Here is a 25,857-nt window from a genome sequence, read left to right as displayed (position 1 = left end):
CTTATTTTTAACTATTTTTTTAATAAATCGTTTTCTTCCCAATCAACAATCTCAGCCATGAATTTTTGAAAGGCATCTGTATCTTTAAATGAAGGGAACTCTCCCAACATAACCTTTTGCACTTGGTGACTATCTCCGCCACGATTTTGCAAAATTAAAATGGCCTTCTGAGCATTTTCGTTTGCAAACAACTCTTTTGGTAAATTCAAGACTCCTTGTAAGTATACAGAATCTTGAAACCATTTTAAAAGACCCTTGGCTTCACTAGTTTGAAAAATGTTGCTGGGAACCAAAAATACTCCAAAACCAGCTGGTTTTAAGTAGTTCATTGATTGTTCAATTAGTAAATGATGAACATATGAATGTCCTGCTTGAGCTCGAGTAGCATAACCCGTGGTTTTTTCATCAATTGGATAATAACCAACCGGAAGATCAGAAACAACCAAATTAACCTTGGGAACCAACAAATGTTCAATACTATCTTGCTGAATTAGCTCGACATCCAAATTCTGCATTTTCGCACTAATACTAGCAATTGAAATCATTGAATCATCATTATCAATTCCATATCCCTTTACAGTATCATGAAGTGAATCATGTAATTGATTCATAACCGCTGTGAGTAAATTCCCAGTTCCAACTGCTGGATCAAGGATGCTAACACTGGATTCATGTTCATAAATCCGCGTAACTATGTATCCCATGATGTAGGCGATTGTATCAGGAGTTATTTGATGATTTGCCTGAATCTTGTCTTCTTTAGTGGCTCGGATCATAACCATTTGAATGGCTCGTCGAATTGATTCGTTATCCATTTTGTGGTAGTCAACCGTTCGATATAGCTTAGTAAGGTCATCCACTATTTTGGGTTTAGGAACCCCATCTTCAACTCGAACCGTATTATTATCAATCATATTATCAGCCGTCTCAATGAAAGCATCCAAATACGACGTTCCTAAAGCTTGACTCAAGACTTTGCTGGATTGATCAAAAACTTGAAACAATGATATTGATTCTTTTTCAGACAGAAATATCAACCCCTTTTCTTATATATCTAGGGTTAATACTACCAGAGTTCACGTCCGTTATTCAAGATTTCTCGTTTATCTCTTAGAATTATTCAATTCTTTAGTCAACCTTTGATATTTTGCGGTCCGAATATGATTATTTTGGATTTGAAAGTCTACTTTTTGGTAGCGATAAACGATTATACCAGATAAAAATAGCAAAAATAAAATAGCAATTAAAGTTAAACTTCCCCTTCTTTTATAAATAACTTTTGGCTTCATAATTAACCCCATCAATTTTGATACGACTAGTTAAAACATGGTGATGGGTAGACCACGAAGCATGATTCACCCTTAAAATAATTGGGATGTGTCCACCCTTAACCCCACGTAACCTCACCATGTTCTCATATTTTTCCATAATGTATTCTTTATTCTCTTTTTTACTTTTAAGCTTAACGGAATTTCTTTCGACATTCATGACTTTAAACTGATAATCAGGTGATTCAATCACATCGAGATAACGGTAAAAAATTCCATCACGATCTTCCCACTTCTCACTTCTAACTAGTTGCGTGGTCAACATTATTAGACCAAAGGCCATCGAAATTACCAGCAAGGAAAAAATTGATTCAATGATCGAGAAACCAGCCCGTTTACTGATACTTTTTAAGTAATTTATGCTCATAAGTTTTCCTCACCGCATGCATTTCATCCCTACTTTTTTGTAAACAATGATGCTCAAAATCATTCACATTCAAATAAAAAATCACTCCACTACAAATTAATGCCATGCCAATCAGTGAATCCAATAGAGTAAATCCTAATCTAATTTTGTTTAATAGTTTCAAGGTGATACGCACCCCATCCCAGTTGAATTTTTTGTAAAATTAATCTTTTTTGTCCACTTGAAGACCATCTAATGGTTTGCGGTTTCACGTAGCCATCTTTTTTGATTTCAATGTTATGATAACTTTTAACGCTTAGCCCCCTTGGCATTTTAACTACTCGATTTTTTAACTTTGACTTTTCCTGCTTCACAAACACTACTTCATCATTTGGGTAAAATAATACCCGGGTTGAATGGTGATGAGCTTGCGATTCAACTAATGCCTCATTCCAAGCAGAATCAAGTGTCTCAAAGAAACGTTTCTCTTGATTTCCTATTACACCGAGATAATTGAAAGCTACTAACGTGATGCCAAGAATTAAGGACGAAACAAACAACACTAAGACACTTTCAACTAACGTAAATCCAGGTTGATCATTTTTGCATCGCATGATTTTTTACCACAACGATTCTTTCAGCATGTGCTTGATTAGCCTGCTTCCCAGTTAAATAATGACTTCGAACTAACTTATTAATTGTTACATCTCCATCGTGATTTTCATCCTGATAGGCATCAATTTGAGTTTGAATCACAGATACCATTGCTGATCCATGAATTTTCTTAGCATGATCTTTCTGATTACTAAGATTTGGGATAATAATTAAAACTAACAATGAAATGATAAACAAAACAATCGTCATTTCTATTAAAGTAAAACCCTTCCTATTCATTAATAAAGTCCTTTCATCGAATCATACATTGGTAATAGCATTTGTAAATAAGCTCCTACAATTAAAATTCCGATTACTGCAAAAGAAACTGGCTGAATCAATTTAATTAACAAGTTAGACTTACGGATCATTTCTTTAAAGCTCAATCTACTAAGTGCCTTAAGATTTTGAGCTAACTCCGACTGAGTACTTCCGTTTGAAAGAAACACGATCATTTCTTCAGACACAAAAGAATAGCGTGCTAAACTTGCCCCAAAATTCATTCCCTCATTAAAACTTGCGCGCATTGTTTTTCCAACATCATAAAGAAGACTTTGACGATCAAACTTTAATAAGGCTGAAACGACCTGCTTCAAGTCCAAGCCACCGTTAATCATCAAAGCAAAATTAGAAGTAACAAAATATTGATAATACGCTTTAAATAGCTGTCCTATCACGGGAATTTTAACCAATAAATTAATGCGATCAATGCATTTCTTCGCTTTAAAGTTTTGGTAACCAACCATTCCCAATAAAATAATTGTTAAACCAACAGCATAGACTATATACGAAATAACATGATGGTTACTAGTGCCTGTTTGTCCTGTCAAGTCAGCTGTTTGGGGCATAATTAAGAACTTAACGGCAAAGATGATGCTAAATAAAACTAAGAACAAAAAAATGGGGTAAACCACAACTGCTTTGATTTTCTCATTTTGTGTAATTCTTAATTTTAAAAAGTCACCAACTTCTTTCATTCCATTCACTAAATCACCATGCTCATCAGCGATTTTTAACTGATAATAGATTGATTCACTAAGAAAAAATTTCATCGAATCCGGTAAATTATTTCCTCTTTCTAAACCATGCATGATCTTATTTACAATTATTTGATTCCGTTTCGAGACTACTTTAACAAACTCCAAGCTCTGATGAATTGAAAATCCAGTAGATAATAAATCACCTAAGGTTGAAAACAAAAATGCTTGTTGTTTTATGGAAATCCGCTTACCCGTAAAAATATTTATCCCGATTTTTTTCACTAATTACTCCCCTTTTAAAAAGCAGTTCAATCTGATCCTTCCAATCTCTCATATCATCTTTTTCCACATGATGATTATTAAACTCATCCTTAATGGTTAATAAGGTTTTAATTTCCTTTAGATTTAGTTGGGATTAACCGTTGGTAGACCACTAAGTTTAAGGCCGCTTGAATTCGTTCAAAGTCAATCCCTAACTCTAGTAGTCGCTGAATCGTTCCATCAGGAGACTTAGCATGAACAGTACTTAAAACTAAATGACCTGATAAAGCAGCTGAAATTGCAACTTCCGCCGTTTGATGATCCCGAATTTCACCAATTATAAAAACGTCAGGACGTTGTCTTAATCCTACTTTTAGCAAATCTGCATAAGTCATCTTGGCCTGATCATTGACTTCCAATTGTAAAAAAGACTCTTCATAGATCTCCACTGGATCTTCAATTGTCATTACAATTTGATTTTTGCTGATTTTTCTAACTACACGATAAATAGTAGTTGTTTTACCCGATCCAGTGGGACCCGCAAATAAAAGTAAACCTCGCTTTTTACAAGCCGATTCAATCTTTTGAATTTGATCCGGATTAAAAAAGCCGCTCTCGATTTGATGAGTATCGTAGATAATCCTAATCACCATCGATTCATTTTGGCTAAAGTTTCCCACCGACGATAATCGCAAACGAAGTTTCTGATCTTTGATCGTATAATCCATTGCACCAAGCTGGGGCCTTCTACTATCCGTCACTGACATTCCACTTTGATACTTACAATACGAAATGACTCGTTTTGCCATTTCGGTACTTAAATTTGTAATTTGAATCGTCCTGACCGCCGTATGAACTTTAATACAATATTCATTTTCCTTTGGTAAGATAAAAACATCAGAAGCCTGGCGTTGGACCGCGAATTCCATAATATTATCTAACCATTGTGTCACTTTCAATTTCATCACATCCTTCATAACTAAATACGAAAAAAAGATGCAATCTAATTAAAGATTGCACCCTTTTTTTAATTATTTAATTATTCAGCTTCATTTGGTAAAACAGCTGCTTCATAAACATCTTGAACATCATCGTTGTCCTCTAATTCATCAATAAGACCACTATACTGCTCAACTTTATCTGAAGGAACTTCAGTTGTATTCTGTGGGACTAACTTAACCTCAGCATCCAACTTATAACCTGCTTTTTGTAATGCATCACGAACGCTCGCCATGCTTGCAGGATCAGTAAGGATTTGATATTCATCATCGGTCGACTTCATATCGTCAGCACCAGCATCTAAGGCAGCCATCAACATACTATCTTCATCATCATCCGTATCAGACTTTGAAATAGTAATGAATCCCTTTCGATCAAACATATATGATACTGAACCATCAGTTCCAAGTGAACCACCATGATGAGTAAATGCAGAACGAATTGCCGCAGCAGTTCGGTTCTTATTATCAGTTAAGGCAGATACCATTACTGCAGTTCCACCAGGTCCATATCCTTCATAAGTTACTTCTTCAAACTTTGCTCCACCAACACCTGAAGCTTTGTCAATTGCCCGTTGAACGTTGTCTTTCGGCATGTTTGCTTCACGAGCTTTTTCCATTTCTAGTCGTAATTGAGGATTTCCTTCTGGATCACTTCCACCAGCCTTTGCAGCTTGGTATAAGTTACGTGAGATCTTCTGGAAAATCTTTCCACGCTTAGCATCTTGGGCGTTCTTTCGTCCCTGAATGTTATGCCACTTTGAATGTCCTGACATGATCGCAACTCCTCTCTCTTTTAAACATATTAACTCTCTAATTATAGCAACTAGTAACTCTAGTATCAAGTTAAGTTCTATTTAGTTGATTCACGCTTTTTTAAACCAAAAGGCAAAAAGACCTTATTTTCTTCAATATCTTCATTATTCATTAACTTCGTTAAAAGACGCATGGCAACGGCTCCCACATCATAAAGCGGTTGAGTAATCGTTGACATGGTTGGTCTGGTCATTTCAGTTAACTTCGTATCATTACTAGTTGCAAGTTCAAATTCACCTGGGACACTAATCCCATCATCAGTCATCGAATTCATCACTCCTGCAGCCATATCATCGTCAGTAACAATTGCGGCAGTTACTTCATTCTTTTGCAAACGTTTTCTTAAAGCATATCCACCAGAATAACTGACATCGGTCTCAAAAAGCAATGATTTTTCATATGGGATTCCCGCATCAGTCAACGCATCCTTGTACCCTTTCAAACGAAAGTCCTTATTAATGGAACGTTCGAGGGGACCCGAAACAAAGGCAATCCGGTCATTTCCATTATTAATTAAATTAGTAACTTCAGAGTACACGGCTTGTCTATAATCAATGTTGACACTCGGAATCTTCCCACTAGCATCCACAGAACCCGCTAAAACCACAGGTGCTCGGGACTTCTTGAATTCCGATCGTAACTCTTCTGAGATTTCATTTCCCATAAAGATAATCCCATCAACCTGTTTAGCCTGAAGCGTATTCATTGAGGTCAGTTCACGCTGATTATTACCGTCAGAATTAGTTAAAATAATATTGTACTTATACATCGTCGCAATATCATCAATCCCTCTGGCAAGTGAAGCAAAGTAAGTATTCGTCACGTTCGGAATAATAACTCCCACCGTGGTAGACTTTTTACTTGCCAGTCCTCTAGCAACTGCATTGGGACGGTAGTCAAGTTTATCAATGATGTTTAAGACTTTTTGTTTGGTCGCATCTTTAACATTTTGGTTACCATTTACCACTCGTGAGACAGTTGCCATTGACACATTGGCCTCGCGAGCTACATCATAAATTGTCACATTTTGTTTTTTCAAAGTCGATTTCTCCTATGAGCACACTTATGTACACTAATTATTATAAATATATCAAAGTAAAGGAATTCATTCAAGTGAAATCGGTTACATCAAGAGAGCAAAAAAAACCGGACCGTCCGTCCGATTTGGGTAAATAAATTATTTTTCATGGTGTTCGTGAACTGGATAAATTGTCTCTGCACGATCTTGATCGCTAAATGCATCATCTGGATCAATCACAATATCATCAGATTCTTTTTCTTTAGCAAGATCATCTAATTCATTCTTAGGTGCTGGATGTTCTTCAACATCAGATTTTAAAGAATTAACAGCTTCCTGTAAATCAGATAATTTATCACTAAGAGATTCATTAACTTTATGAACCGATCCTCTAGCATCATCCATCTTATCTGAAGCAAGATCCTTAAGGTCTTCAGCCGTATCATTTGCATAGTAAACGTAGTCTAACGCACGGTCTTTAGCATCTTCCGTAGCGTCTAGAATCCACTCTTTAATTTCACGTTGTTTTGCTTCATCTAATAGTTTGTAGGCTACGAAAGCAGCAGTTCCACCAAGTACTGATCCTAAAAGCATTCCCTTTTTCAAATTCATAACCAATCCACCCCTTAATTTGTTTCTTCAGAATTTTTGTCGCGTTTAGAGAACAATCTGCCAAGCATCTTACCAGCAAATGTTAATGCAGACGTTTTAGCTAACAAACCACTCTTCGATTTAACTTTCTCAGTTGCATTTCTTGTTGCTTCATTTAGGTCTGAAACACTTTCACCTAAATCAGCTGCCGCCTGGAACACGGGATCAACCTGATCGAGTTTTGAATTAACGTTGTTAAGTAAGGTGTTTGAAATGACCATAATTTGCTCACATTCTTTGCTAATATGATTAGCATCATTTGTAAGACTATTAACACTTTCACTGACATCCTTAACCGTTTTTGACAACCTGATCAAGAAGAAACACAAAAATACAACTAAAACTAAAAACGCAATTGCAGCAATTAACGCTGCTACTTCACCGATACCCATTTAATTATCCTCCTAATGGCTTCTTCATCATTTAGAATAGCATTATCCTGTCAATATGACAATTTAAAAAGCTTAATTTTATTTAGGAGATTTCTCTGTTAAAATATTGATAACAGTAAAATTAAGAGTGGAGGAAATTATGAACATTTTTATTCAATTGGTAGCCAATTCTGCCAAAGCATCATCGGTCCTTAAATCGGGGTCAGTGGAAAATGTAGCTAATCCGTCGTTTTTAACCAAGTACTTTAGGAGTTTCGATTGGACCAAAATACTTTCAAATCTTACAACCAAAATTGTAAGTATTATTTTAGTCTCAGTCCTTTTTCTAATAATTGTACGAGTTGGAAAAACCGTTATAAAACATTTTTTCAACAAACGTCAAACTAATATTTCACAAAAAAAGGATAGTTTACCAAAGATTAACGGAACATCCGAACCAATTGCAGCGAGAAGAAACAAAACCATGTATACCCTTGCTACTAATATCTACTACTATACCGTCATTTTCTTTTGGTTATATTCAATTTTATCAATGATTGGCATTCCGGTTGGAACTTTGCTTGCTGGTGCTGGAATCTTCAGTTTAGCAATTGGACTTGGAGCTCAGGGATTCGTTAGTGATATTGTTAGTGGATTCTTTATCTTGTTTGAACACCAAATTGACGTTGGTGAACGAGTTATCATTAACAATATTGAGGGTTACGTAAAAGCCGTAGGTATCAGGACCACTCAAATTACTAGTATTAACGGAACCCTTAACTTTATTCAAAATCGGAATATTACCACGGTTTCAAATCTATCTCGTGGTGAAATGATGACAATCGTCAACATCAGAATCACGCCAGAAACACCCATTCATAAAGTTGAAGATATTATTGCTTCAGTTAATGAAGAAAAGTGTCCAAATGATCCTGATATTGTTGGAAAACCAGTCATTTTTGGAACCAACTTCCTTGAAGACGGGTCACTTGCCATCTCTGTGTTCCTACACACCAAAAGTGAACGCGAATTTGACGTCAATGCTAAGTACTTAGGGGCTTATCTCACCGCTATTTATAAGGCTGGCATTAATCTTCCACTTTCACCATTGGTAGTTCCTGCTCCACCACAAAAAACAAATTAAAAAATAAGCTATCACATATGTGATAGCTTATTTTTTTACCACCAATCTTCAATTACACCAGTTAACTTTCTGAGAGCATTTCCACGTGCACTATACGCATTCTTTTGCTCATCAGTCAATTGAGCCAATGTCTTACCTAACTCAGGCAGATAAAATAAGGGATCATAACCAAAGCCATTGGTTCCCCGTGGAGTTTCAACGATCTGACCATCCACTCTTCCAACAACCACTAACTGTTTCCCATTTGGCTTTCTAACAATCAAAGTCGTATTGAAGTGAGCATTCCGGTTCCGTTTTCCCTGCATGTTCCTCAATAACTTAGTTTTATTAGCCTGATCATTATGATCACCAGCATATCGTGCAGAATGGATACCTGGAGCTCCATTTAAGGCATCAACAACTAAACCTGAATCATCGGCCAAAACTGGCAAATCTAGATATTCTGAAACAACCTTGGCTTTGATGGTCGCGTTTTCTTCAAACGTTGTTCCATTTTCATTGATGGCAGGAACATTATCAAAATCATTAATCGATTTAACGGTTAAACCAAGTTTAGAAAGCATCTCCGTAAATTCATTAATCTTGCCAGGATTCTTTGAAGCAACCACAATTTGATTATTTTTCATTAATATTTCTCCAATTGTTTTACGGGAATAAGCTTAGCATCAATATTCGTGTGTAACCATTGCTTACCAACTTCGTCGAACCTTTTGACGTCCGCAGTGGTATAAAACTGAGCACTGGGATGAGCTACATTCGCCAAATGATCAGTATCTTTTAGTTCCCTTTCAACTGCATCAACCGTTTCATATCCAGGATTAACCAAAGTTACGTCCAGTCCCATTACATTACCAATTAAATCAGCAATAATTGGAAAATGAGTGCAACCTAAAATTAACGTATCGATTCCACTGTTTTGAAATGGCTTTAAGCCCTCTTGAACTTTTGCTTGTGCATCTTTACTATGGTACTTTCCACTTTCAACTAACGGAATAAAAGTTGGACAAGCCACTTCTTTCACTTCAATACTGGGATCAATTTTTTGAATTGTATCACGATATGAATGACTAGCAACTGTTCCCCTCGTAGCAATCACTCCGATTTTCTTATTCTTCGTTTTTTTAACCGCTGCCATACTTCCAGGCTCAATTACTCCAATCACAGGAATTGGAAGCAATTTTCTTAAATACGAAAGGGCTGCTGCAGTGGCAGTATTACAAGCAATTACCATCATTTTAGCACCTTGATCAACAAAAAAATGGCCAATCTCAGCAGAGTATTGACGTACCTCATCGGTGGTCTTTTCTCCATATGGGAGTCGCGCTTCATCCCCTAGATAAATCATATTTTCGTGTGGTAGTTTTTCTAACGCAACTTTTGCGACCGTCAAACCACCAACTCCAGAATCCATGTAAGCTACTGGTGATACCTTCATAATATCCCTCCTATTCACTTCAAATTTAATTATGGCGTTTTTTTTAATTGAGTTCAAGTTACCCTTTCTTCTTTATTTCATGGGAGTCTATGATAGAATGTTATTTGTAAAGTATCTTTTTGGAAGAGGACTCTGATATGAATAAATACGAAAAATTTCGCAAGGAACATTCTGATTCACCTTTTTGGGGAATTGAACTTTTAAGGGACAGCCTTTTACCAGATCTATTAGACCAAGATATTCATGACATCCTATACTGGGCCGGCAAGGATCTTGCTACCAAGTTTCCAGTTGCGTCAAATGATGATCTTCAGGCATTCTTTAAGCAAAGTCAGTTTGGTAATTTAGAACTTAAAAAAGAAAACATCAAAAAAATCAGTTGGAAACTAAGTGGACCAGAAGTAGAGACCCGCTTAAAACTAAATAAGGATCCGGATTTCATGCTCGAAGCTGGTTTTTTAGCACAGACTAAACAACAAATCGATCAAATTTCAACCGAGTGTGAAGCCACCATTAAACTAAACAGTGTGAACTTTAACGTTGTTTCCGATCCGAATGCTCCTGTGAATAACCCAAGTGATTTTAAAACAATTAATATAGCAAAATAAAAAGAGCCCAATGGGCTCTTTTTTTATGCTGTATATGCAGACAACAATTTCTTTAATTGATCTTTTGAATGGAAGCCGACGATTTGATCGATAACTTTACCATCCTTAAGCACCATGATGGTAGGAATACTCATAATTCCAAACTCACGTGAAGTATTAGGATTATCATCAACATTCATTTTAAAGAATTTGATTTTGTCAGCAACCTCTGGGTCCTCTGACAAGTCTTCAATTACTGGAGACTGCATCTTGCATGGACCACACCATGGAGCCCAAAAATCGACAACTGAAACACCATCAGCAGTGTCTTCTTTAAAGTTTGCATCATTAGTTTCATTAACCATAATATTTGCCTCCTTATTTCTCTTACTATGAGTAAGTATAAACACGTGTTGTTTCAAATGCAACTAAATTGCATACAATCTACTTAAACTTCACAACAGTTGAACCGTCCCCACCTGCATTAGCCGGTGAGAAACCAAATTCCTTTACTCGGCGGTTTCGTTTCAAGTAACTAATCACACCTTTTCGAAGAGCTCCTGTACCCTTACCGTGGATAATCGTTACCGAAGGATATCCAGCTAGAAGAGCAGAATCAATGTAACGATCAAGCCGTTGCATGGCAGATTCATATCGCTCACCGCGTAGATCAAGGGTTGGAGAAATTCCACTAGAACGGGTTCTTCTTACACTAGGAGTATGCTTCTTCTTACCTGGTTCTTTGTGGGTTTGTTCCAAATCTGACTCAGAAACTTTCATCTTCAAGATCCCAAGTTGGACTTCCCAGTTATCTTTTCCCATCTTCTTCAACAGAACACCACGTTGACCGTAGGATTTTACCAAGACATCATCGCCTTCTTTAAAATGATGCTTGGCTTTTTCACGCTTTAAAACACGATTGTTTTTAAGCTCAGGATGCTGCTCAAGTGAATTAATTTTCCCTTTAGCATCAATTAACTCATTCTCTTTGATTGGCTGATTGGTTCTCTTTTGGACTTGATGAAGATTATTGATGATTTCGTTAGCTTGCCGTCGTGTTTTTGAGACGATTTGATTAGCCTGTCGTTTAGCATCATTTACCATTGAATCTTTATTATCAGTAAACTTAGTAAGCTTATCATTTAGATCAGCATGAAGCCGCTCATTTTCAGCTAATTCAACTTTAAGTTTACGTGCTCGTTCATCCGCATCTTTGGTTTGTTTGGTAAGTTGTTTAATCATTCTATTAATATCTTGACTATCAGAGTCCATTAGTGAACTAGCTTCGGAAATAATGGTGTCAGGCAAACCCAATCGTTTAGCAATATTAAGGGCATTACTTTGGCCAGGAACCCCTAGTAACAATCTATAAGTTGGCTGGAGGGTCTTCTCATCGAATTCCATTGAAGCATTGATCGTCTCTGGTCGATTGTAGCCATACACCTTTAATTCTGGATAATGAGTAGTAGCCAAAACTTCACTACCTGATTCACCCATTTTATCTAAAATAGACATGGCAAGCGCTGCCCCTTCCTTAGGATCAGTTCCTGCGCCTAGTTCATCGATTAAAATCAAACTCTGATTAGTAATGTGCTTTAAGATATTAATTAAATTATCCATATGTGATGAGAATGTACTAAGGTTGGCTTCAATTGATTGTTCATCACCAATATCAGCAAACACGTTATCAAATACACCAACCTGACTACCCTCATTGGCCATTACAAAAATCCCCGATTGCGCCATTAACTGGTTAATTCCTAAGGTTTTAATGGTGATGGTTTTACCACCCGTATTGGGACCAGTAATGATAATTTGCCGAAAATCAGAACCAATCTGAATGTCATTGCCAACCACTTTTTTCTGATCAATCAATGGATGACGAACGTTTTTCAGATTAACGTGATTTTCTTTTGAGACACTGGGCTTAGTGGCATGCATTTGATCTGCAAACTTAGCCTTTGCATTAATAAGGTCAAAATGCCCTAATTGTGCTGCGTTTTCCATTAATTCTTCTTGGTAAGGACGAATCATATCCGAGAGCTCACCTAAGATTTTGTGAATTTCCTTACGCTCATCTAATTGAGAACGTCTTAAATCATTGTTCGATGAAACCACACTTTGAGGCTCAATGTAGAGCGTTAAACCACTTGTACTTTGGTCATGAACGATCCCACCAAATTTTTGCTTATCCTCGGATTTAACTGGAATCACATATCGTCCGTCTCGAACCGTAATAATTGGTTCACTTAAATACTTGGACTGCTTTCCATGAATATACTTATTCATGGTAGTTTTGATATTCGTTTCTAGTCGTGTAATTTCTCTCCGAATTGAACGCAGTTCACTGGATGCTGAGTCTAATACACGACCATCTTCATCAATTGAAGCTTGAAGTCGTTTTGAGATTTCTGGAAGATCATTGAAATCCTTGGCTTCGTCGTATAGAACGTTTAATTCAACCTTGTCATCATCTAAGTTTGCAAAAAAGGTCCTGACTCGCTTACTAGCAAGCAAAACCGCATTAACCTGAGATAATTCAGTCCCATTCAGGTCAGCATTAACCGCTAAACGCTTCATAGATGGCGTAATATCAACTAATCTTGGAACTGGGATCATTTTATTTAGACGATAAATATGAGAACCATCATCAGCTTCATCCAGTGAATGTGAGACTATGTCATAATCACTACTTGGCTTTAATTGCTTAAGTTCCCTTGATCCGTTTTCAGTAGTTAAAAACTGTCCTACCAATTGTTTTACTCTATCGTATTCTAATGTATCGAGTACTTTTTCGTTCATTTTTTCATCCCATTTTAACGATTTATCATTTGATTAAATAAATGCGGCGAATCCATCGTTATCATCTGTGAAACGGTTGAATTTTGATATTCAGTGTTAACCCAATCATTATTAGTTAATAATAATCCATCCAATATTAACATCATAACCAGTAAACTGATAATGGCACCAACAACTGCACCCAAAAGTGAGTTCAATTGACGTAAAACTGGAAGCGAAGCAATCCGATTTAATAGGTGTGAAACCCATCGGAGTACCACCGCAACAATTACAAAAGTTATTAAAAACGACAAACCACGCCAAAATCCAGTATTGGCATAAGCATGGGTCGCCAAAATCATATTAGATGCAGACCTTAAGAAATCTGCAACCGGAATTACATAAACAAATGCAATAACAGCAGCAATTAAATAACTAATAAAGCTGAATAATTCATTTACAAGTCCATGATGGTAGCCATTTACGATTGAAAAAATCAATACAATTATGATAATAATTGTAAACAACATTAATCTTCGCCATCCTCCGCTTTATTATTAATTTTATCAAGTTCTAGTTGCTTTTTTAATTGATCAGAAATTGCGTTAAACGCAATTAAAATGGCAGCATCTTCATTACTAACACCTTTAGATAAATTCTTTAACTGTGCAAGTTGATTATTCAAAATACGTGCAGTCGTTTCCATGTGTTCATCAGATGCATCACCAATAAATGTATATTCTTTCCCACCAATTTTTGTTTTAAATCTATTTTTACCTGCCAAATTAAAACCTCCCGCCAATGTTTCTATTTTAGCATGAAAATCTTTTAGAATTAATTAAAAAAGGATGCTGGTAATCCAGCACCCATTAATTATTTTTGATCTTGACCTGATTGAAGGAATGTATCAAGCATTTCTTGAACCATTTCCCACTCATTATCATCTTCAATTGGTTCTAATTCTCCACCAGTCGGATTGGCAGGATCATCATCTTTTGGTAACGCGTAGGCTTCAATGTCAACTTCATCATTATCATCATCTGTTGCTGGATAAATAAAGATATATGAACGATTGTAATCATCAGATGAGAAAGTAAATAAAATATTGTATAAACTCTCATTTCCATCTTCGTCGACAAGTGTAACTTGTTCTTGTTGGTTGTTCTCGTTTTCTTTACTCATATTAAGCCCTCTTTTCTAATTAGAAATTACATAATTTACCTTTACGATCAAGGTAACTCTGTAAAATCAATTCAGCTGCAACTTTATCAATGACCTTTTTTCGTTTTGCTCTAGAAACATCAGCTTGCTCAATTAACATTCGCTCAGCTTCAACGGTTGTAAGTCGCTCATCTTCAAAATCAACTGGTAAATTAAAGTGTTTTTTAATTAATTCACCATAATTTTTTGATGCTTCTACTCTGGGACCAGAGGTATTATTCATATTCTTGGGCAAACCAATTACAACACCATTTACATCGTATTTTTTAATCAATTCACCAATGCGGTCTAACCCGAATTCTTTTTCGTCTTCGTTAATCTTAACGATTTCAATTCCCTGGGATGTCCATCCCAAAGCATCGCTCATGGCTACCCCAACTGTTTTTGATCCTACATCTAATCCCATTAATCTCACTGATCTGCCGTCCGATCCATCGATGGTGTTTTACCCTTCAAGTATGAATGTAAAAGTACATCGATTATTTCTTCTCTATCATAATGACACATAAGTGTCCGTGCATTATTCAATTTTGGAAGATATGCTGGATCACCAGATGTTAGATAACCAACCAATTGAACATAAGGATCATATCCCTTTTCAATTAAAGCTTGGTAAACAGTTGCCAGCGTCTTGTGAATGTCTAGATTAGACTTGTCTTCAAATAATGAAACGTCTTCTTGTTTATGCTCCATCATAGATCCCTCCCCTACAAAAATGATAATACACGACTAATTTTCAAATAACAACTATTACTTGCGTTCCTCAATCCAAGCTTTGGCAGCCTCTAACGCATCCTCAATTCCGGCTGGATTTTTTCCACCAGCTTGAGCCATGTTGGGACGGCCACCTCCGCCACCATTAATATACTTAGAAATCGATTTAATCAAATCGCCTGCTTTAATGCCGGACTTAACCTGATCCTCACTAACTGCCACTAATAAATTAGCTTTGTCATCAGTACCGGTCCCAAGCACCAATACATCAGAAGCATGTTTATCTCGCCACGAATCTGCTAATTCTCTTAGTTGGTTCATGTTAGCATTTTTTAAACTTCCTGCAATCAAAGTGACTCCGTTAATATTCTGAACATTATTAAAGATATCAGTAGCTTCTTGGTTTGCCAATTTGGTTTCAAGAGATTCCTGTCGACTCTCTAAATCTTTAATTTGGGCTTGCAATTGTTTTACACGTCCCGGAGTCTCATCGGTGGTAGGAGCTTTTACAGTTTTTCCGATTTCCTTTAACATACGTTCCTCATCATTTAAGAGATCAAACGCATCCTTAGAGGTAACTGCTTCAATTCTTCTTACACCAGAACCAACCCCTGTTTCAGAAACGATCTTAAATAATCCTAGTTGATTGGTGTTTTTAACGTGATCGCCACCACAAAATTCAATGGAAAAATCATCAATTTTTACCACCCGAACTTCGTCACCATACTTCGCATCAAAGAGGGCGATCGCACCCATTTCTTTTCCAGTTTTCTGATCAGTTACCACCGTTTGAACTGGGATGGATGCAAAAATCTTTTCGTTTACCATATCTTCAACTTTTTGCAGTTCATCATCGGTTACTCGACCAAAATGAGTAAAATCAAAACGAAGGTAGTCGGGACGAACCAACGAACCCGCTTGCTGAGTGTGACCTCCTAAAACATTTCGCAGTGCCTGATCCAATAAGTGAGTGGCAGTGTGATTGTTTTCAACTCGCTCATGAAAACTACGGTCAACAACCAACTTGTACTGCTCACCCTTTTTCAGATCTCTAATAACTTTTACCGTGTGCAAGTTTTGACCATTCGGAGCTTTTTGAACATCCTCAACTTCTGCCACTTCGTCACCATTCTGATTATAAATCTTTCCGGTATCAGCCACTTGACCACCCATCTCTGCATAAAATGGGGTCTTATCAAAAATTAGTTCAACTTCTCCTTCACCTGGTGTCACACTGTTTACTAATTTTTCATCCGCAATAATGTCATCCAATTTAGTTGCATCAACGGTTAACTGATTATACCCAACGTATTCACTTGGTGTTTTGATGTCCAGCAATAAATCACGTTGAACCTTCATTGACTTTTTCGAACCACGAGCGTTTCTGGCACGATTTTGTTGCTTTTGCATTTCAGCATCAAAGCCTTCTTCATCAACTTTAACACCTTCATTACCAGCGTATTCCTCAGTTAATTCTAGTGGAAAACCATAGGTATCATATAGTTTAAAAGCATCCTTACCAGAAATCTCCTTTTTGGAATCTTTTTTGGTATCAGCAATAATGTCGTTCAATAACCGAAGTCCATCATTTAGAGTTGCATTAAAACGTTCTTCTTCATTTTTAACGATTTTTTGAATATAGTCACTTTGTTCGAGGACATCAGGATAGTAAGCTTGCATAATCTTGCCGACAACGGGAACCAACTTGTATAAGAAAGCATCATTAATCCCTAATTCATGACCATTAACAGTAGCACGACGAATCAAACGACGAATGACGTAACCACGTCCTTCATTGGATGGAAGAGCTCCATCACCAATGGCAAAGGTAATGGCCCGAATGTGATCAGCAATAACCTTAAAGGGGACGTCCTCTTCCCGATTACCACCGTACTTCTTACCGTTGCTTAATTCTTCAGTCTTCTTAATAATCGGCATAAATAGATCAGTCTCAAAATTAGTCGGTGCATCTTGAAAAATGGATACCACTCGTTCTAGACCCATTCCAGTATCAATATTCTTTCTTGGAAGTGGTTCATAAGTCCCCTCTGGGGTGTGATTATATTGAGAAAAAACAATGTTCCAAACTTCCAGGTAACGTTCATTTTCTCCGCCAGGGTAGTTTTCAGGATCATCTGGAGCTAGATCATCATATTTTTCTCCTCGATCATAGAAAATTTCTGAATCAGGACCTGAAGGACCTTGACCAATATCCCAAAAGTTATCTTCAGCTGGCACAATGTGATCCGGAGCAATTCCAACCTTCAACCATAATTTTTTGGTCTCTTCATCATCAGGATAAACTGTGACATACAAATTGTTAGGATCCCATCCAAACCACTTGGGACTAGTTAAAAGCTCGTATGCCCAAGGAATAACCTCTTTTTTGAAATAATCACCAACCGAAAAATTACCAAGCATTTCAAACAAGGTCTGATGTCTAGCGGTTTTCCCAACGTTCTCAATATCATTAGTTCGGATACTTTTCTGAGAACTAGTCAATCTTGGGTTGCTTGGAACTTCTGAACCATCAAAATACTTCTTCATGGTAGCAACACCGGAGTTAATCCATAGTAAGGTTGGATCATCCTTCGGAATTAGAGAAGCACTGGGCTCAACAGTGTGACCCTTTTCTTTGAAAAAATCAAGAAACATTTGACGAACTTGACTACTGCTTAGTTTTTTCATGATATCCTCCATAAAATAAAAAATAAAAAAACACCATTGCTAGCAAAGACGCCGGAACGCGGTACCACTTTGCTTGCAACGATGTTGTTCATTACCTCTTTAGTCCCTATAACGTGGGAAACGGTTTACTATCTGGCAGCATCAAAATAACTTAGCACAGTCTGTTTTCATTATCCAAACCTCTCTGTGGTACTTTATTAATTTGATATATCCAATTAACTTAAATTATATCCAGAAAATAAAACACTGTCAATCAGTAATGTTATTGATAACGCTGTGAACTACGTTTTTTCTGTTTCTTTCGAGCCCGGATTTGATTTCTAACTTCAATCTTCCGATCTTCATCACTTTTTTGTTTAATGGCTCGTTTAATTTTCTTCTTGTATCCTGGCTTAACGTTTTTCTTCTTTTTCTTAATTAAACCAATCATGGTCGGATCTAACTTATTTTTAGGTTCTTTTCGCTTCATTCGTCGCTTTCGATCATACGTATCAACGACCTCACCACGCTTGATCTCTTTTGGAATGAACTTAATGCCCATCTTTTCCAGTTCCGAAACCTTTTGTTCCTCACCTGGAGCATAGAGGGTCATGGCAATTCCCTTCATGCCATTTCTTCCAGTTCGTCCAACCCGATGAATAAAGTACTCTAAGTCAGTGGGAATATCATCATTAATCACGTGCGATACCCCAGAAATATCAATTCCTCGAGCAGCTAAATCGGAGGCAACCACAAATTGATAATCTAGATTCTGAATCTGTTTCATGACTCGTTTTCTGACTCGTGGCTGCATTCCACCATGAATTTCAGCAACTTTTAATCCTTGCTGCTTTAGATAGTTATAAATTTCATCAACTCGTTCACGAGTATTGGCAAAAATTAAAACTAGGTATGGTTCGCCCATCGTAATTAATTGATAAATTAAATCATTCTTATTCTTACCCTTAGTAGAAATTAACCAGTTTGACACATTTTGGTTAATAACGGTTTTGGTAGGAATATCATTCATTACTGGATTTTTCATGTATTTCTTAAGAAATGGTTTTAGTTTTGGTGGAACCGTGGCAGAAAATACCATCATTTGCAAATCTTCTGCCATTTTAGAGGCAATCTCATCAACCGTATCCAAGAATCCCAGATCAAGTGTCATATCAGCTTCATCAATTACTAATTGGTGGGCACTATGAATCTCAAGATCACCATTCTTCACAAGATCCCAAACTCTTCCAGGGGTCCCAATTACTACTTGCGGTTGTTCACGCTCAAGTTTTTCAACTTGACGTTCCTTATCTGTCCCACCAACGTAATTACCGATATGGATCGTCTTATCAGAAAACTTTGCAATCTGTTTGGCATTGTCGTAAATTTGGTAAGCCAATTCTCTACTAGGAGTAGTGATTACTACTTGAACGTCTTCCTTATTAAGATCTAAACCATCAAAAATTGGTAAAAGAAAAGCATGAGTCTTACCACTTCCCGTAGCGGACTTACCAATCACACTTTTTCCGTGCTTGATGGTTGGAATTACTTTGGTTTGAATTGGGGTGGGATTACGAAATCCAAGATCTTTAATGGCGTCACCAATAAAGGGTTGAAAATGATAATCCTTAAACGAAGCTCCCATTAGTTATTCTCCTTTTTATACTGCTTCACAACTTCAGAAAGTTGCTGCACAACCTGTTTTATTTCATCGTCATCGGAAGCCTTAGCACCACTAGCTAGCGCATGACCACCGCCATCGTGTTCTTTGGCCAGTTCATTAATTGAAGGACCTTTAGAACGCAGACGGATCCGGTAATTCCCTTCTTTTTGTTGAACAAAGATGGCCCAAGCAACTACTTCACCAATATTTCCAGGAAGTGGAACTACCGAAGAAGTACTATCATCTCCTAACTTAAGATCCTTAATCACTTCATTAGTTAAAATCACATAAGCTGCACCATTTTCATCAATTGTTAAATGTTCGTATACATAGGCAGCTAAACGGGCTTGGGCAACATCTATAGCATCTTCAGTTTGAGCAACATCTGTAATTGAAAAATGATATTCATCCAACTTACTTGCCACTTCAAAAGTATGTGAAGAGGTTGAGGAGTACTTGAAACGACCAGTATCACCAATGATTCCAGCATATAACAAACGAGCCGCATTATCTGGCATCTTGAGATCATTGTTTGCAGCAAATAAATCATAGATAAGTTCAGAAGTACTTGATGCTTCCGGCTCAACCCACATCAAATCACCAAATTGGTCATCATTAGGATGGTGATCAATTTTGATGAGGTATTTCCCCTTAGTATAACGATTATCATCAACTCGTGGCTGATTGGCAGTATCTACCACAATTACTAAAGCATTTTGGTAATCATCATCACTTGCTTCAGTTACTTTTCCTAACCAATCAAAACCTTGGTACTGTTTCCCGACAGTTAAAACTTTCTTATCAGGATAAGACGCTTTGATAATACTTGCTAATCCAAGCTGTGACCCCACTGCATCAGGATCAGGGCTCTGATGTCTATGAATAATGATGGTTGGAAATTCCTTGATTTTTTCATTAATCTGCTGTTTTACGTTCATTACAATGGCCTCTAATACTCTTAATTATTTAACAGTTAAGTATAACCCACTCCAGCTACATTTCAAAGCGTGGATCCGAATACAATGGCAACTTAATATTTTGAAAGCTAATGTCTGATAGATTTGTCAGCGTTATCCCGAGCAATCTAATGCCATAGGTTGCCTCAGGTAACCCATCAAAAATCTCCAGCGCCAAATCATAGAAGAGTCGAGCATCATTTTCCATAAAATCATTCCAAGAAATTCTCTTAGTCAACGTCGTAAAATCACTATATCTGACCTTTAAAACTAAAACTTTCCCATGTTTTTCATGTTTATTCAGGGATTTTTCGACCATCTTAGCAATCTTATGCAACTGTGATTCTACTTCCTCTCTACTCTTTAATTCAGGTCCATAGGTTCGTTCCTTTCCAATTGACTTTCGCTCACGTTGATATTCAACTGGCCGATCATCGGAACCACGAACCCGACGATATAAAAAATAACCAAATTTACCAAAATTCTTGATAAGGTCCATTTCAGATTGCCGATACAAATCCTGCCCATTTTGAATGTTTAGCTGTTGCATTTTTTGAAGTGTTTTCTTTCCAACCCCACGATACCGATCAATTGGGAGCTTCATTAAAAATTCATGACTATCTTCAACGTCAATCATGGTAACCCCCGCCGGCTTACGATAATCAGAGGCTTCTTTAGCCAAAAACTTATTGTACGAAATCCCAGTAGAAGAGGTTAGATGCGTTTTTTCCCATATCTCGCTTTGAATTAGGTGTGCAATGAGAACTGGATTTCTAATTTGCTTTTTATTTTTCGTGATATCAAGATAGGCTTCGTCCAAGGCCACCGTTTCAATACGATCCGTATATTCGTGAAAAATATCGTGAATTTGATGGGAAACATCCCGATATAATTCGAATTCTGGTGCCTTAAAAATACCATTTGGGCACAATTCTAATGCTTTACTGGCAGGCATAGCTGAATGAACGCCAAACTTTCTAGCTGGATAATTAGCAGTGGTAACTACTCCACGACCACCCGTTTTTCTTGGATCCTTAGAGATAATTAATGGTTGATCAATAAACTCAGGGTGTTCTCTTTGTTCAATCGAAGCGAAAAAGGCATCCATATCAACATGTAAAATATCACGTGAATGATTAATTTTAATTGATTCTTCCAATATAATCCTCCTTAATCCACCAAACGTACGTTCTTTCATCTCCAATAAAAAAGATCGGATAAATCCGATCTTTTTTATTTAGCGTTATCATCACTATTTGAAGTTTGCTTTGAATCAGTTGCTTTTTCTGGTTCGTTCTTTTTAGAAACTTCCTTTTCCTTGGAATCATTTTCTGAAGCTTTTTCTTCTCCAGGACGACTTGCACTTGCAATCGCATTGAGGTCAAATACTAAATAAAGACCATCACAGTCCAAAGTAACTGTCCGCTTTTCATTGTTGATTTGATCAACAATTCCATGAAGTCTACCAATGGTAACAACGTGATCACCCTTGCGCAGGTTCTTTAAAGTGTCTTGATGCTTTTGTTGTTGCTTCTTTTGTGGTCTGATCATCATAAAGTACATTAAAACGAACAAAAGAATTAATACAATAATTCCAGCATATTGTGATATATTTTGCATGTTTTCACCTCATTCTTTATTTAACAATAGCTTACCAAATTGAAGATAAAATTTCCAATTTATTTAATTAGTTTCCGGATATTTCCGCCCTAAATGCTCATAGCCAGCTCTAGTTACCATTCGGCCACGCGCTGTCCGTTTTAAATAACCAATTTGAAGTAAATAGGGTTCATACATTTCTGAAATTGTTTCAGATTCTTCACCAATATTAGCAGCTAATGTGTTCAAACCAACCGGTCCGCCATCATAAAAATCAATCATCGTGGAAAGTAACTTAATGTCAGTTCTATCCAATCCATTTTTATCAACCCCTAAAGCATCAAGGGCCGTATCCACACTTTTGACGTCGATTTCATCATGCTTAGCAACTTGGGCGAAGTCCCTGACTCGTTTTAGTAAACGATTAGCCACTCGTGGGGTTCCCCTAGAACGAAGGGCAATTTCATGAGCGCCCTCTTCTTTAATCTTACTATGAAAAATTTTCGCCGACCGTTTCACGATCTTTTCTAAATCACGATCATTATAATAATTCATTCGTTCAACGATTCCAAAACGATCTCTGAACGGTGAATCAAGTAGTCCAGCCCTAGTAGTTGCTCCAATTAAAGTAAAGGGCGGCAAATCAAAATGAACAGGATGTTTAGTCGCATCATCATTTCCAATGATAATGTCAACGTAATAGTCTTCCATTGCTGAATACAGCATTTCTTCCACTTCTTTTGGCAAGCGGTGAATCTCATCAATAAAAAGAATGTCTCCCGGCTGTAGTTCATTTAAAAGTGCAACTAGATCACCCTTCTTTTCGATTGCTGGTCCGGTGGTTGTTTTCATGTCAACACCCATCTCGTTTGCAATAACATTGGCTAACGTTGTTTTACCAAGACCTGGTGGCCCGTATAATAAAACGTGATCAAGTGATTCTTCACGTTGTTGTGCAGCTTGAATGTATATCTTAAGTTTCTTTTTTAGGTCATCTTGACCGATGTACTGATCAAAATTTTGTGGTCGAAGTGACATTTCAAATGATTCATCATTTTCATCATCACTTGCTCCAGACACGATTCGATCATCTGTCATTATTTCCTCCTAACTTACTTAGTTAACAGTTTTAAACCAGCACTAATGTATTGGTCAGTAGTGTAATCTTTCTCAACTTCTTGAAGTTTTGCCTTAATTTTATCAACTTCACGTTGCTTAAAGCCCAATGCTTGGAGGGCACTTAATGCATCATCTAATTGTTTATTACCAGTATCTTCAACATCATCTACAGAAACATTGCCAGTAAAAACATCATTGGATGTAATTTTGTCTTTTAAGTCTAACACAATTTGCTGAGCAGTCTTTTTCCCAATTCCCGGGAACTTGGTCAGATATTTGATGTTTCCAACGTTAATGGCCCTAACTAAACCATTACTATCATTGCCCGCCATGATCGCCAAAGCACTTTTAGACCCAATGCCAGATACGTTCAGAAGTTGCTCAAAAAGTTGTTTATCTTCTAAGGTGATAAATCCGTATAGCGCCACCCCATTATCTGAAACCGACTGGTGGATGTAAACCCTTACCTGCTGATCAGTATCATAGTGATAAGGATTAGCTACGTAGATTAGATAACCTACTCCATTAACATCGAGAACAATGTATTTGGGACTTACGTTCGTAATCATCCCATATAAATACTCATACATACAATCAACTCATTTCACGTTAAATTAAAAATCATTCTTACCACTTTGATGTGGATCTTGAATCCTTTTGAACATCGTCTCTAAGTCTGAATTCGAAAAATGAACCAAAACGGGGCGTCCATGAGGACAATTAAATGGATTTTCACACTCGGGTAACTTGTCTAGCAACGCATGTGCTTGCCGTTTATCGAGATGATGATTGGCTTTAATGGCACGTTTACAGCTCATCATAATGGCTGCCTTTTCTCTAAACTGAGCCGTTGATAATTGCTGATTGCTTAAAATCCAATCAATCATTTCTTTAATGGTGTCTTCTTCCTGTCCCGCCTTAAACCAAACTGGATGTTGTCTTATTACAAAACTGTTCTTCCCAAATGATTCCAAGTGAAGCCCATTTTCTTCCAAAAGATCCAAATGACTTGAAATTACCAAAGCATCGCTTGCGGGATAATCAAGTACAATTGGAACCAGCATTTTCTGTTCATCCCCACTGACCTTTCCAACTTGCTTTCGGTAATATTCATAATTAATTCGTTCTTGAGCAGCATGTTGATCCACAATGTACATTCCATCTGAACTCTCAGCCACTAAATATGTTCCGTGAACTTGGCCAATATATCTTAGTTGAGGAAAGTCATGAGAAGCATTGGGAGCTTCAATCCTGCCACCAAATGGGAGTCCACCCTTTTCATGCTCATATCTTGCCTTAAAATTTTGAACTGCCGTCGCATTTAAATCAGCTTTTTGATAAATCATAATCGGTTGATGGGTCGATGAATCTGAGGCCATGTGAGTAACAGAATTCATCGGATCGGGTTTCCCAGTTGATTCTTCAGTATCAGCATGAACCGTTTGCTCTCCATTTTCATACAATTGATCTAAATTAAAGGAAATTTCAGTTGAATTATGCCGGGCTACACCGTTTTTTAATGCTTGATTATTCATGGCTTCAGGAATCAAATTTTGTTTAGATAGGGTCTCATAAATCGTTTGCGAAATAAAAGTACTAAGTTCCTTCTTTTTGGAAATTCGAATTTCTTCCTTTGAAGGATGCACATTTACATCCACTAGACTCGGATCCATCGTAATGCTTATGACCACGATCGGATATCTACCAACCATTAGTTTTGATCCGTAACCATCAATAATGGCATGATCCAATCCAAAATCACGAATAAAACGCCCGTTAACAATCACTGACGTATATTTTCGACTAGCCCGTGTTAATTCAGGAAGGCTAATATAACCGCTGATCTTAAAATCAGGATTCTCTCCCTTGATCGCAATCATCTGTTTCATGTTGCGGTTCCCGTAGATTCCGGCAATGACCTGCTGCATATTATTTCTACCTGATGTGCGTAAGAGTTCACGTCCATTGTGAGTAAGCGAAAATGCAATCTCAGGATGACTAAGGGCTAACCGGTTTACAATGTCGGATATTTTAGATAATTCGGTAGCTGGCGCTTTTAAATACTTTAGCCGATTAGGCGTGTTAAAGAAAAGATCAGAGACCAAAACTGAGGTCCCTCTTCGAGCTTGAGAAGGTTCCATTTTAACTACTTTTCCACCATGGATCTGAATCTCAGCTCCTTGTTTTTTACCATCAGAGGTCTTCATATCCACGTCAGACACGGAAGCAATACTTGGCAGAGCTTCACCACGAAATCCTAGTGACCTGACACGAAATAAATCCCGCTTATCACTAATCTTACTGGTTGCAAAGCGACGAAAGGCTAATTCCACTTGGTTTGAAGCAATCCCTGAACCATTATCAACCACTTCAACGCTTTTAAGCCCCGACTCAGCAACCACAATATCAATTTTGGTGCTATTAGCATCAATTGAGTTTTCAACCAGCTCTTTCACTACCGATGCTGGCCTTTCGACTACTTCTCCTGCTGAAATTTGATCTGATAAAATCGTTGGTAGTTGGTGAATATCTGCCATAGTGTCACCTC

The 25,857-nt window shown here is 37.2% G+C and carries 29 protein-coding genes; 2 read left to right on the top strand and 27 right to left on the bottom strand.

Annotation, left to right across the window (positions count from 1 at the left end):
• Positions 1-11: 11 nt before the first annotated feature.
• The 10 genes from AC6UD2_RS05495 to AC6UD2_RS05450 form a co-directional block, all read right to left on the bottom strand.
• Positions 12-1,004 (bottom strand): class I SAM-dependent methyltransferase, encoded by a 993-nt coding sequence (locus AC6UD2_RS05495; RefSeq protein WP_010022037.1) that lies wholly within the window; start codon positions 1,002-1,004, stop codon positions 12-14.
• A 262-nt stretch (positions 1,005-1,266) separates the two neighbouring features.
• Positions 1,267-1,695, bottom strand: a complete 429-nt coding sequence (locus tag AC6UD2_RS05490; RefSeq protein WP_500698255.1) for a competence type IV pilus minor pilin ComGF — start codon at positions 1,693-1,695, stop codon at positions 1,267-1,269.
• 140 nt (positions 1,696-1,835) lie between these two features.
• Positions 1,836-2,288 carry a type II secretion system protein gene (locus AC6UD2_RS05485; protein ID WP_039144257.1) on the bottom strand — a complete coding sequence of 151 codons (453 nt, stop codon included), beginning with the start codon at positions 2,286-2,288 and terminating at the stop codon, positions 1,836-1,838.
• A complete protein-coding gene (gene comGC / locus AC6UD2_RS05480; protein ID WP_039144260.1) occupies positions 2,272-2,568 on the bottom strand; it encodes a competence type IV pilus major pilin ComGC in 297 nt (98 codons plus the stop codon). The genes AC6UD2_RS05485 and comGC overlap by 17 nt, the downstream gene beginning before the upstream one ends.
• Complete coding sequence (locus AC6UD2_RS05475; RefSeq protein WP_500698254.1) at positions 2,568-3,590, bottom strand: type II secretion system F family protein; 1,023 nt, start codon at positions 3,588-3,590, stop codon at positions 2,568-2,570. Before AC6UD2_RS05475 ends, comGC begins: the two co-directional genes overlap by 1 nt.
• A 107-nt stretch (positions 3,591-3,697) precedes the next feature.
• A complete protein-coding gene (gene comGA, locus AC6UD2_RS05470) occupies positions 3,698-4,522 on the bottom strand; it encodes a competence type IV pilus ATPase ComGA (RefSeq protein WP_500698263.1) in 825 nt (274 codons plus the stop codon).
• A gap of 86 nt (positions 4,523-4,608) precedes the next feature.
• Positions 4,609-5,343: a YebC/PmpR family DNA-binding transcriptional regulator gene (locus AC6UD2_RS05465; protein WP_010022027.1), complete on the bottom strand. Its 735-nt coding sequence runs from the start codon at positions 5,341-5,343 to the stop codon at positions 4,609-4,611.
• 77 nt (positions 5,344-5,420) lie between these two features.
• Positions 5,421-6,422: a catabolite control protein A gene (ccpA, locus tag AC6UD2_RS05460; RefSeq protein WP_500698253.1), complete on the bottom strand. Its 1,002-nt coding sequence runs from the start codon at positions 6,420-6,422 to the stop codon at positions 5,421-5,423.
• 138 nt (positions 6,423-6,560) lie between these two features.
• Positions 6,561-7,013 (bottom strand): YtxH domain-containing protein, encoded by a 453-nt coding sequence (locus AC6UD2_RS05455; protein ID WP_010022025.1) that lies wholly within the window; start codon positions 7,011-7,013, stop codon positions 6,561-6,563.
• Between the two features lie 14 nt (positions 7,014-7,027).
• Positions 7,028-7,444: a DUF948 domain-containing protein gene (locus AC6UD2_RS05450; RefSeq protein ID WP_010022024.1), complete on the bottom strand. Its 417-nt coding sequence runs from the start codon at positions 7,442-7,444 to the stop codon at positions 7,028-7,030.
• A 139-nt stretch (positions 7,445-7,583) separates the two neighbouring features.
• On the opposite strand from AC6UD2_RS05450, the gene AC6UD2_RS05445 reads away from it, so the two are divergent.
• On the top strand, positions 7,584-8,567 hold the full coding sequence (locus AC6UD2_RS05445; protein WP_500698252.1) for a mechanosensitive ion channel family protein: 984 nt from the start codon (positions 7,584-7,586) through the stop codon (positions 8,565-8,567).
• Between the two features lie 35 nt (positions 8,568-8,602).
• On the opposite strand, the gene AC6UD2_RS05440 is transcribed toward AC6UD2_RS05445, so the two are convergent.
• Both AC6UD2_RS05440 and murI read right to left on the bottom strand, forming a co-directional pair.
• Positions 8,603-9,193, bottom strand: coding sequence for an XTP/dITP diphosphatase (locus AC6UD2_RS05440; RefSeq protein ID WP_500698251.1), 591 nt, complete (start codon positions 9,191-9,193; stop codon positions 8,603-8,605).
• Positions 9,193-10,002 (bottom strand): glutamate racemase, encoded by an 810-nt coding sequence (gene murI, locus AC6UD2_RS05435; RefSeq protein ID WP_500698250.1) that lies wholly within the window; start codon positions 10,000-10,002, stop codon positions 9,193-9,195. The genes AC6UD2_RS05440 and murI overlap by 1 nt, the downstream gene beginning before the upstream one ends.
• 137 nt (positions 10,003-10,139) lie before the next feature.
• Here murI and AC6UD2_RS05430 point away from each other — a divergent pair, with 137 nt between their 5' ends.
• The gene (locus tag AC6UD2_RS05430) at positions 10,140-10,610 is read left to right on the top strand and encodes a YslB family protein (protein ID WP_500698249.1); all 471 of its coding nucleotides are present in this window, start codon (positions 10,140-10,142) and stop codon (positions 10,608-10,610) included.
• 23 nt (positions 10,611-10,633) lie between these two features.
• Here the strand turns inward: AC6UD2_RS05430 and trxA are convergent, their stop codons facing one another.
• The 15 genes from trxA to mutL all read right to left on the bottom strand — a co-directional run bounded on the left by trxA (position 10,634) and on the right by mutL (position 25,846).
• Positions 10,634-10,954 (bottom strand): thioredoxin, encoded by a 321-nt coding sequence (gene trxA / locus AC6UD2_RS05425; protein ID WP_010022017.1) that lies wholly within the window; start codon positions 10,952-10,954, stop codon positions 10,634-10,636.
• A 79-nt stretch (positions 10,955-11,033) separates the two neighbouring features.
• Positions 11,034-13,391, bottom strand: a complete 2,358-nt coding sequence (locus tag AC6UD2_RS05420; RefSeq protein WP_039144271.1) for an endonuclease MutS2 — start codon at positions 13,389-13,391, stop codon at positions 11,034-11,036.
• Positions 13,392-13,405: 14 nt separating this feature from the next.
• Complete coding sequence (locus AC6UD2_RS05415; RefSeq protein ID WP_500698248.1) at positions 13,406-13,900, bottom strand: CvpA family protein; 495 nt, start codon at positions 13,898-13,900, stop codon at positions 13,406-13,408.
• A complete protein-coding gene (locus AC6UD2_RS05410; RefSeq protein WP_010022013.1) occupies positions 13,900-14,154 on the bottom strand; it encodes a cell division protein ZapA in 255 nt (84 codons plus the stop codon). The genes AC6UD2_RS05415 and AC6UD2_RS05410 overlap by 1 nt, the downstream gene beginning before the upstream one ends.
• Before the next feature lie 89 nt (positions 14,155-14,243).
• On the bottom strand, positions 14,244-14,552 hold the full coding sequence (locus AC6UD2_RS05405) for a DUF1292 domain-containing protein (RefSeq protein WP_010022011.1): 309 nt from the start codon (positions 14,550-14,552) through the stop codon (positions 14,244-14,246).
• 19 nt (positions 14,553-14,571) lie between these two features.
• A complete protein-coding gene (ruvX, locus tag AC6UD2_RS05400; RefSeq protein WP_029327128.1) occupies positions 14,572-14,997 on the bottom strand; it encodes a Holliday junction resolvase RuvX in 426 nt (141 codons plus the stop codon).
• A gap of 5 nt (positions 14,998-15,002) precedes the next feature.
• On the bottom strand, positions 15,003-15,287 hold the full coding sequence (locus AC6UD2_RS05395) for an IreB family regulatory phosphoprotein (protein ID WP_039144276.1): 285 nt from the start codon (positions 15,285-15,287) through the stop codon (positions 15,003-15,005).
• 54 nt (positions 15,288-15,341) lie between these two features.
• Positions 15,342-17,993 carry an alanine--tRNA ligase gene (alaS, locus tag AC6UD2_RS05390; protein WP_500698247.1) on the bottom strand — a complete coding sequence of 884 codons (2,652 nt, stop codon included), beginning with the start codon at positions 17,991-17,993 and terminating at the stop codon, positions 15,342-15,344.
• A 262-nt stretch (positions 17,994-18,255) separates the two neighbouring features.
• Complete coding sequence (locus tag AC6UD2_RS05385) at positions 18,256-19,617, bottom strand: DEAD/DEAH box helicase (protein WP_500698246.1); 1,362 nt, start codon at positions 19,615-19,617, stop codon at positions 18,256-18,258.
• Positions 19,617-20,573, bottom strand: a complete 957-nt coding sequence (locus AC6UD2_RS05380) for a DHH family phosphoesterase (RefSeq protein ID WP_039144282.1) — start codon at positions 20,571-20,573, stop codon at positions 19,617-19,619. The genes AC6UD2_RS05385 and AC6UD2_RS05380 overlap by 1 nt, the downstream gene beginning before the upstream one ends.
• 55 nt (positions 20,574-20,628) lie before the next feature.
• A complete protein-coding gene (dinB, locus tag AC6UD2_RS05375; protein ID WP_500698262.1) occupies positions 20,629-21,789 on the bottom strand; it encodes a DNA polymerase IV in 1,161 nt (386 codons plus the stop codon).
• A 35-nt stretch (positions 21,790-21,824) separates the two neighbouring features.
• Positions 21,825-22,211, bottom strand: a complete 387-nt coding sequence (gene yajC, locus AC6UD2_RS05370) for a preprotein translocase subunit YajC (RefSeq protein ID WP_039144283.1) — start codon at positions 22,209-22,211, stop codon at positions 21,825-21,827.
• Positions 22,212-22,274: 63 nt separating this feature from the next.
• Positions 22,275-23,288, bottom strand: coding sequence for a Holliday junction branch migration DNA helicase RuvB (gene ruvB / locus AC6UD2_RS05365; protein ID WP_500698245.1), 1,014 nt, complete (start codon positions 23,286-23,288; stop codon positions 22,275-22,277).
• A 14-nt stretch (positions 23,289-23,302) separates the two neighbouring features.
• Entirely contained in the window at positions 23,303-23,899 is a 597-nt protein-coding gene (ruvA, locus tag AC6UD2_RS05360; RefSeq protein WP_500698244.1) for a Holliday junction branch migration protein RuvA, read from the bottom strand.
• Positions 23,900-23,923: 24 nt separating this feature from the next.
• Positions 23,924-25,846, bottom strand: a complete 1,923-nt coding sequence (gene mutL, locus AC6UD2_RS05355; RefSeq protein WP_500698243.1) for a DNA mismatch repair endonuclease MutL — start codon at positions 25,844-25,846, stop codon at positions 23,924-23,926.
• Positions 25,847-25,857 lie beyond the last annotated feature (11 nt).

Source organism: Fructilactobacillus sp. X2R5C2 (assembly GCF_059901375.1).
This window is presented reverse-complemented; position numbering and strand designations above follow the sequence as displayed.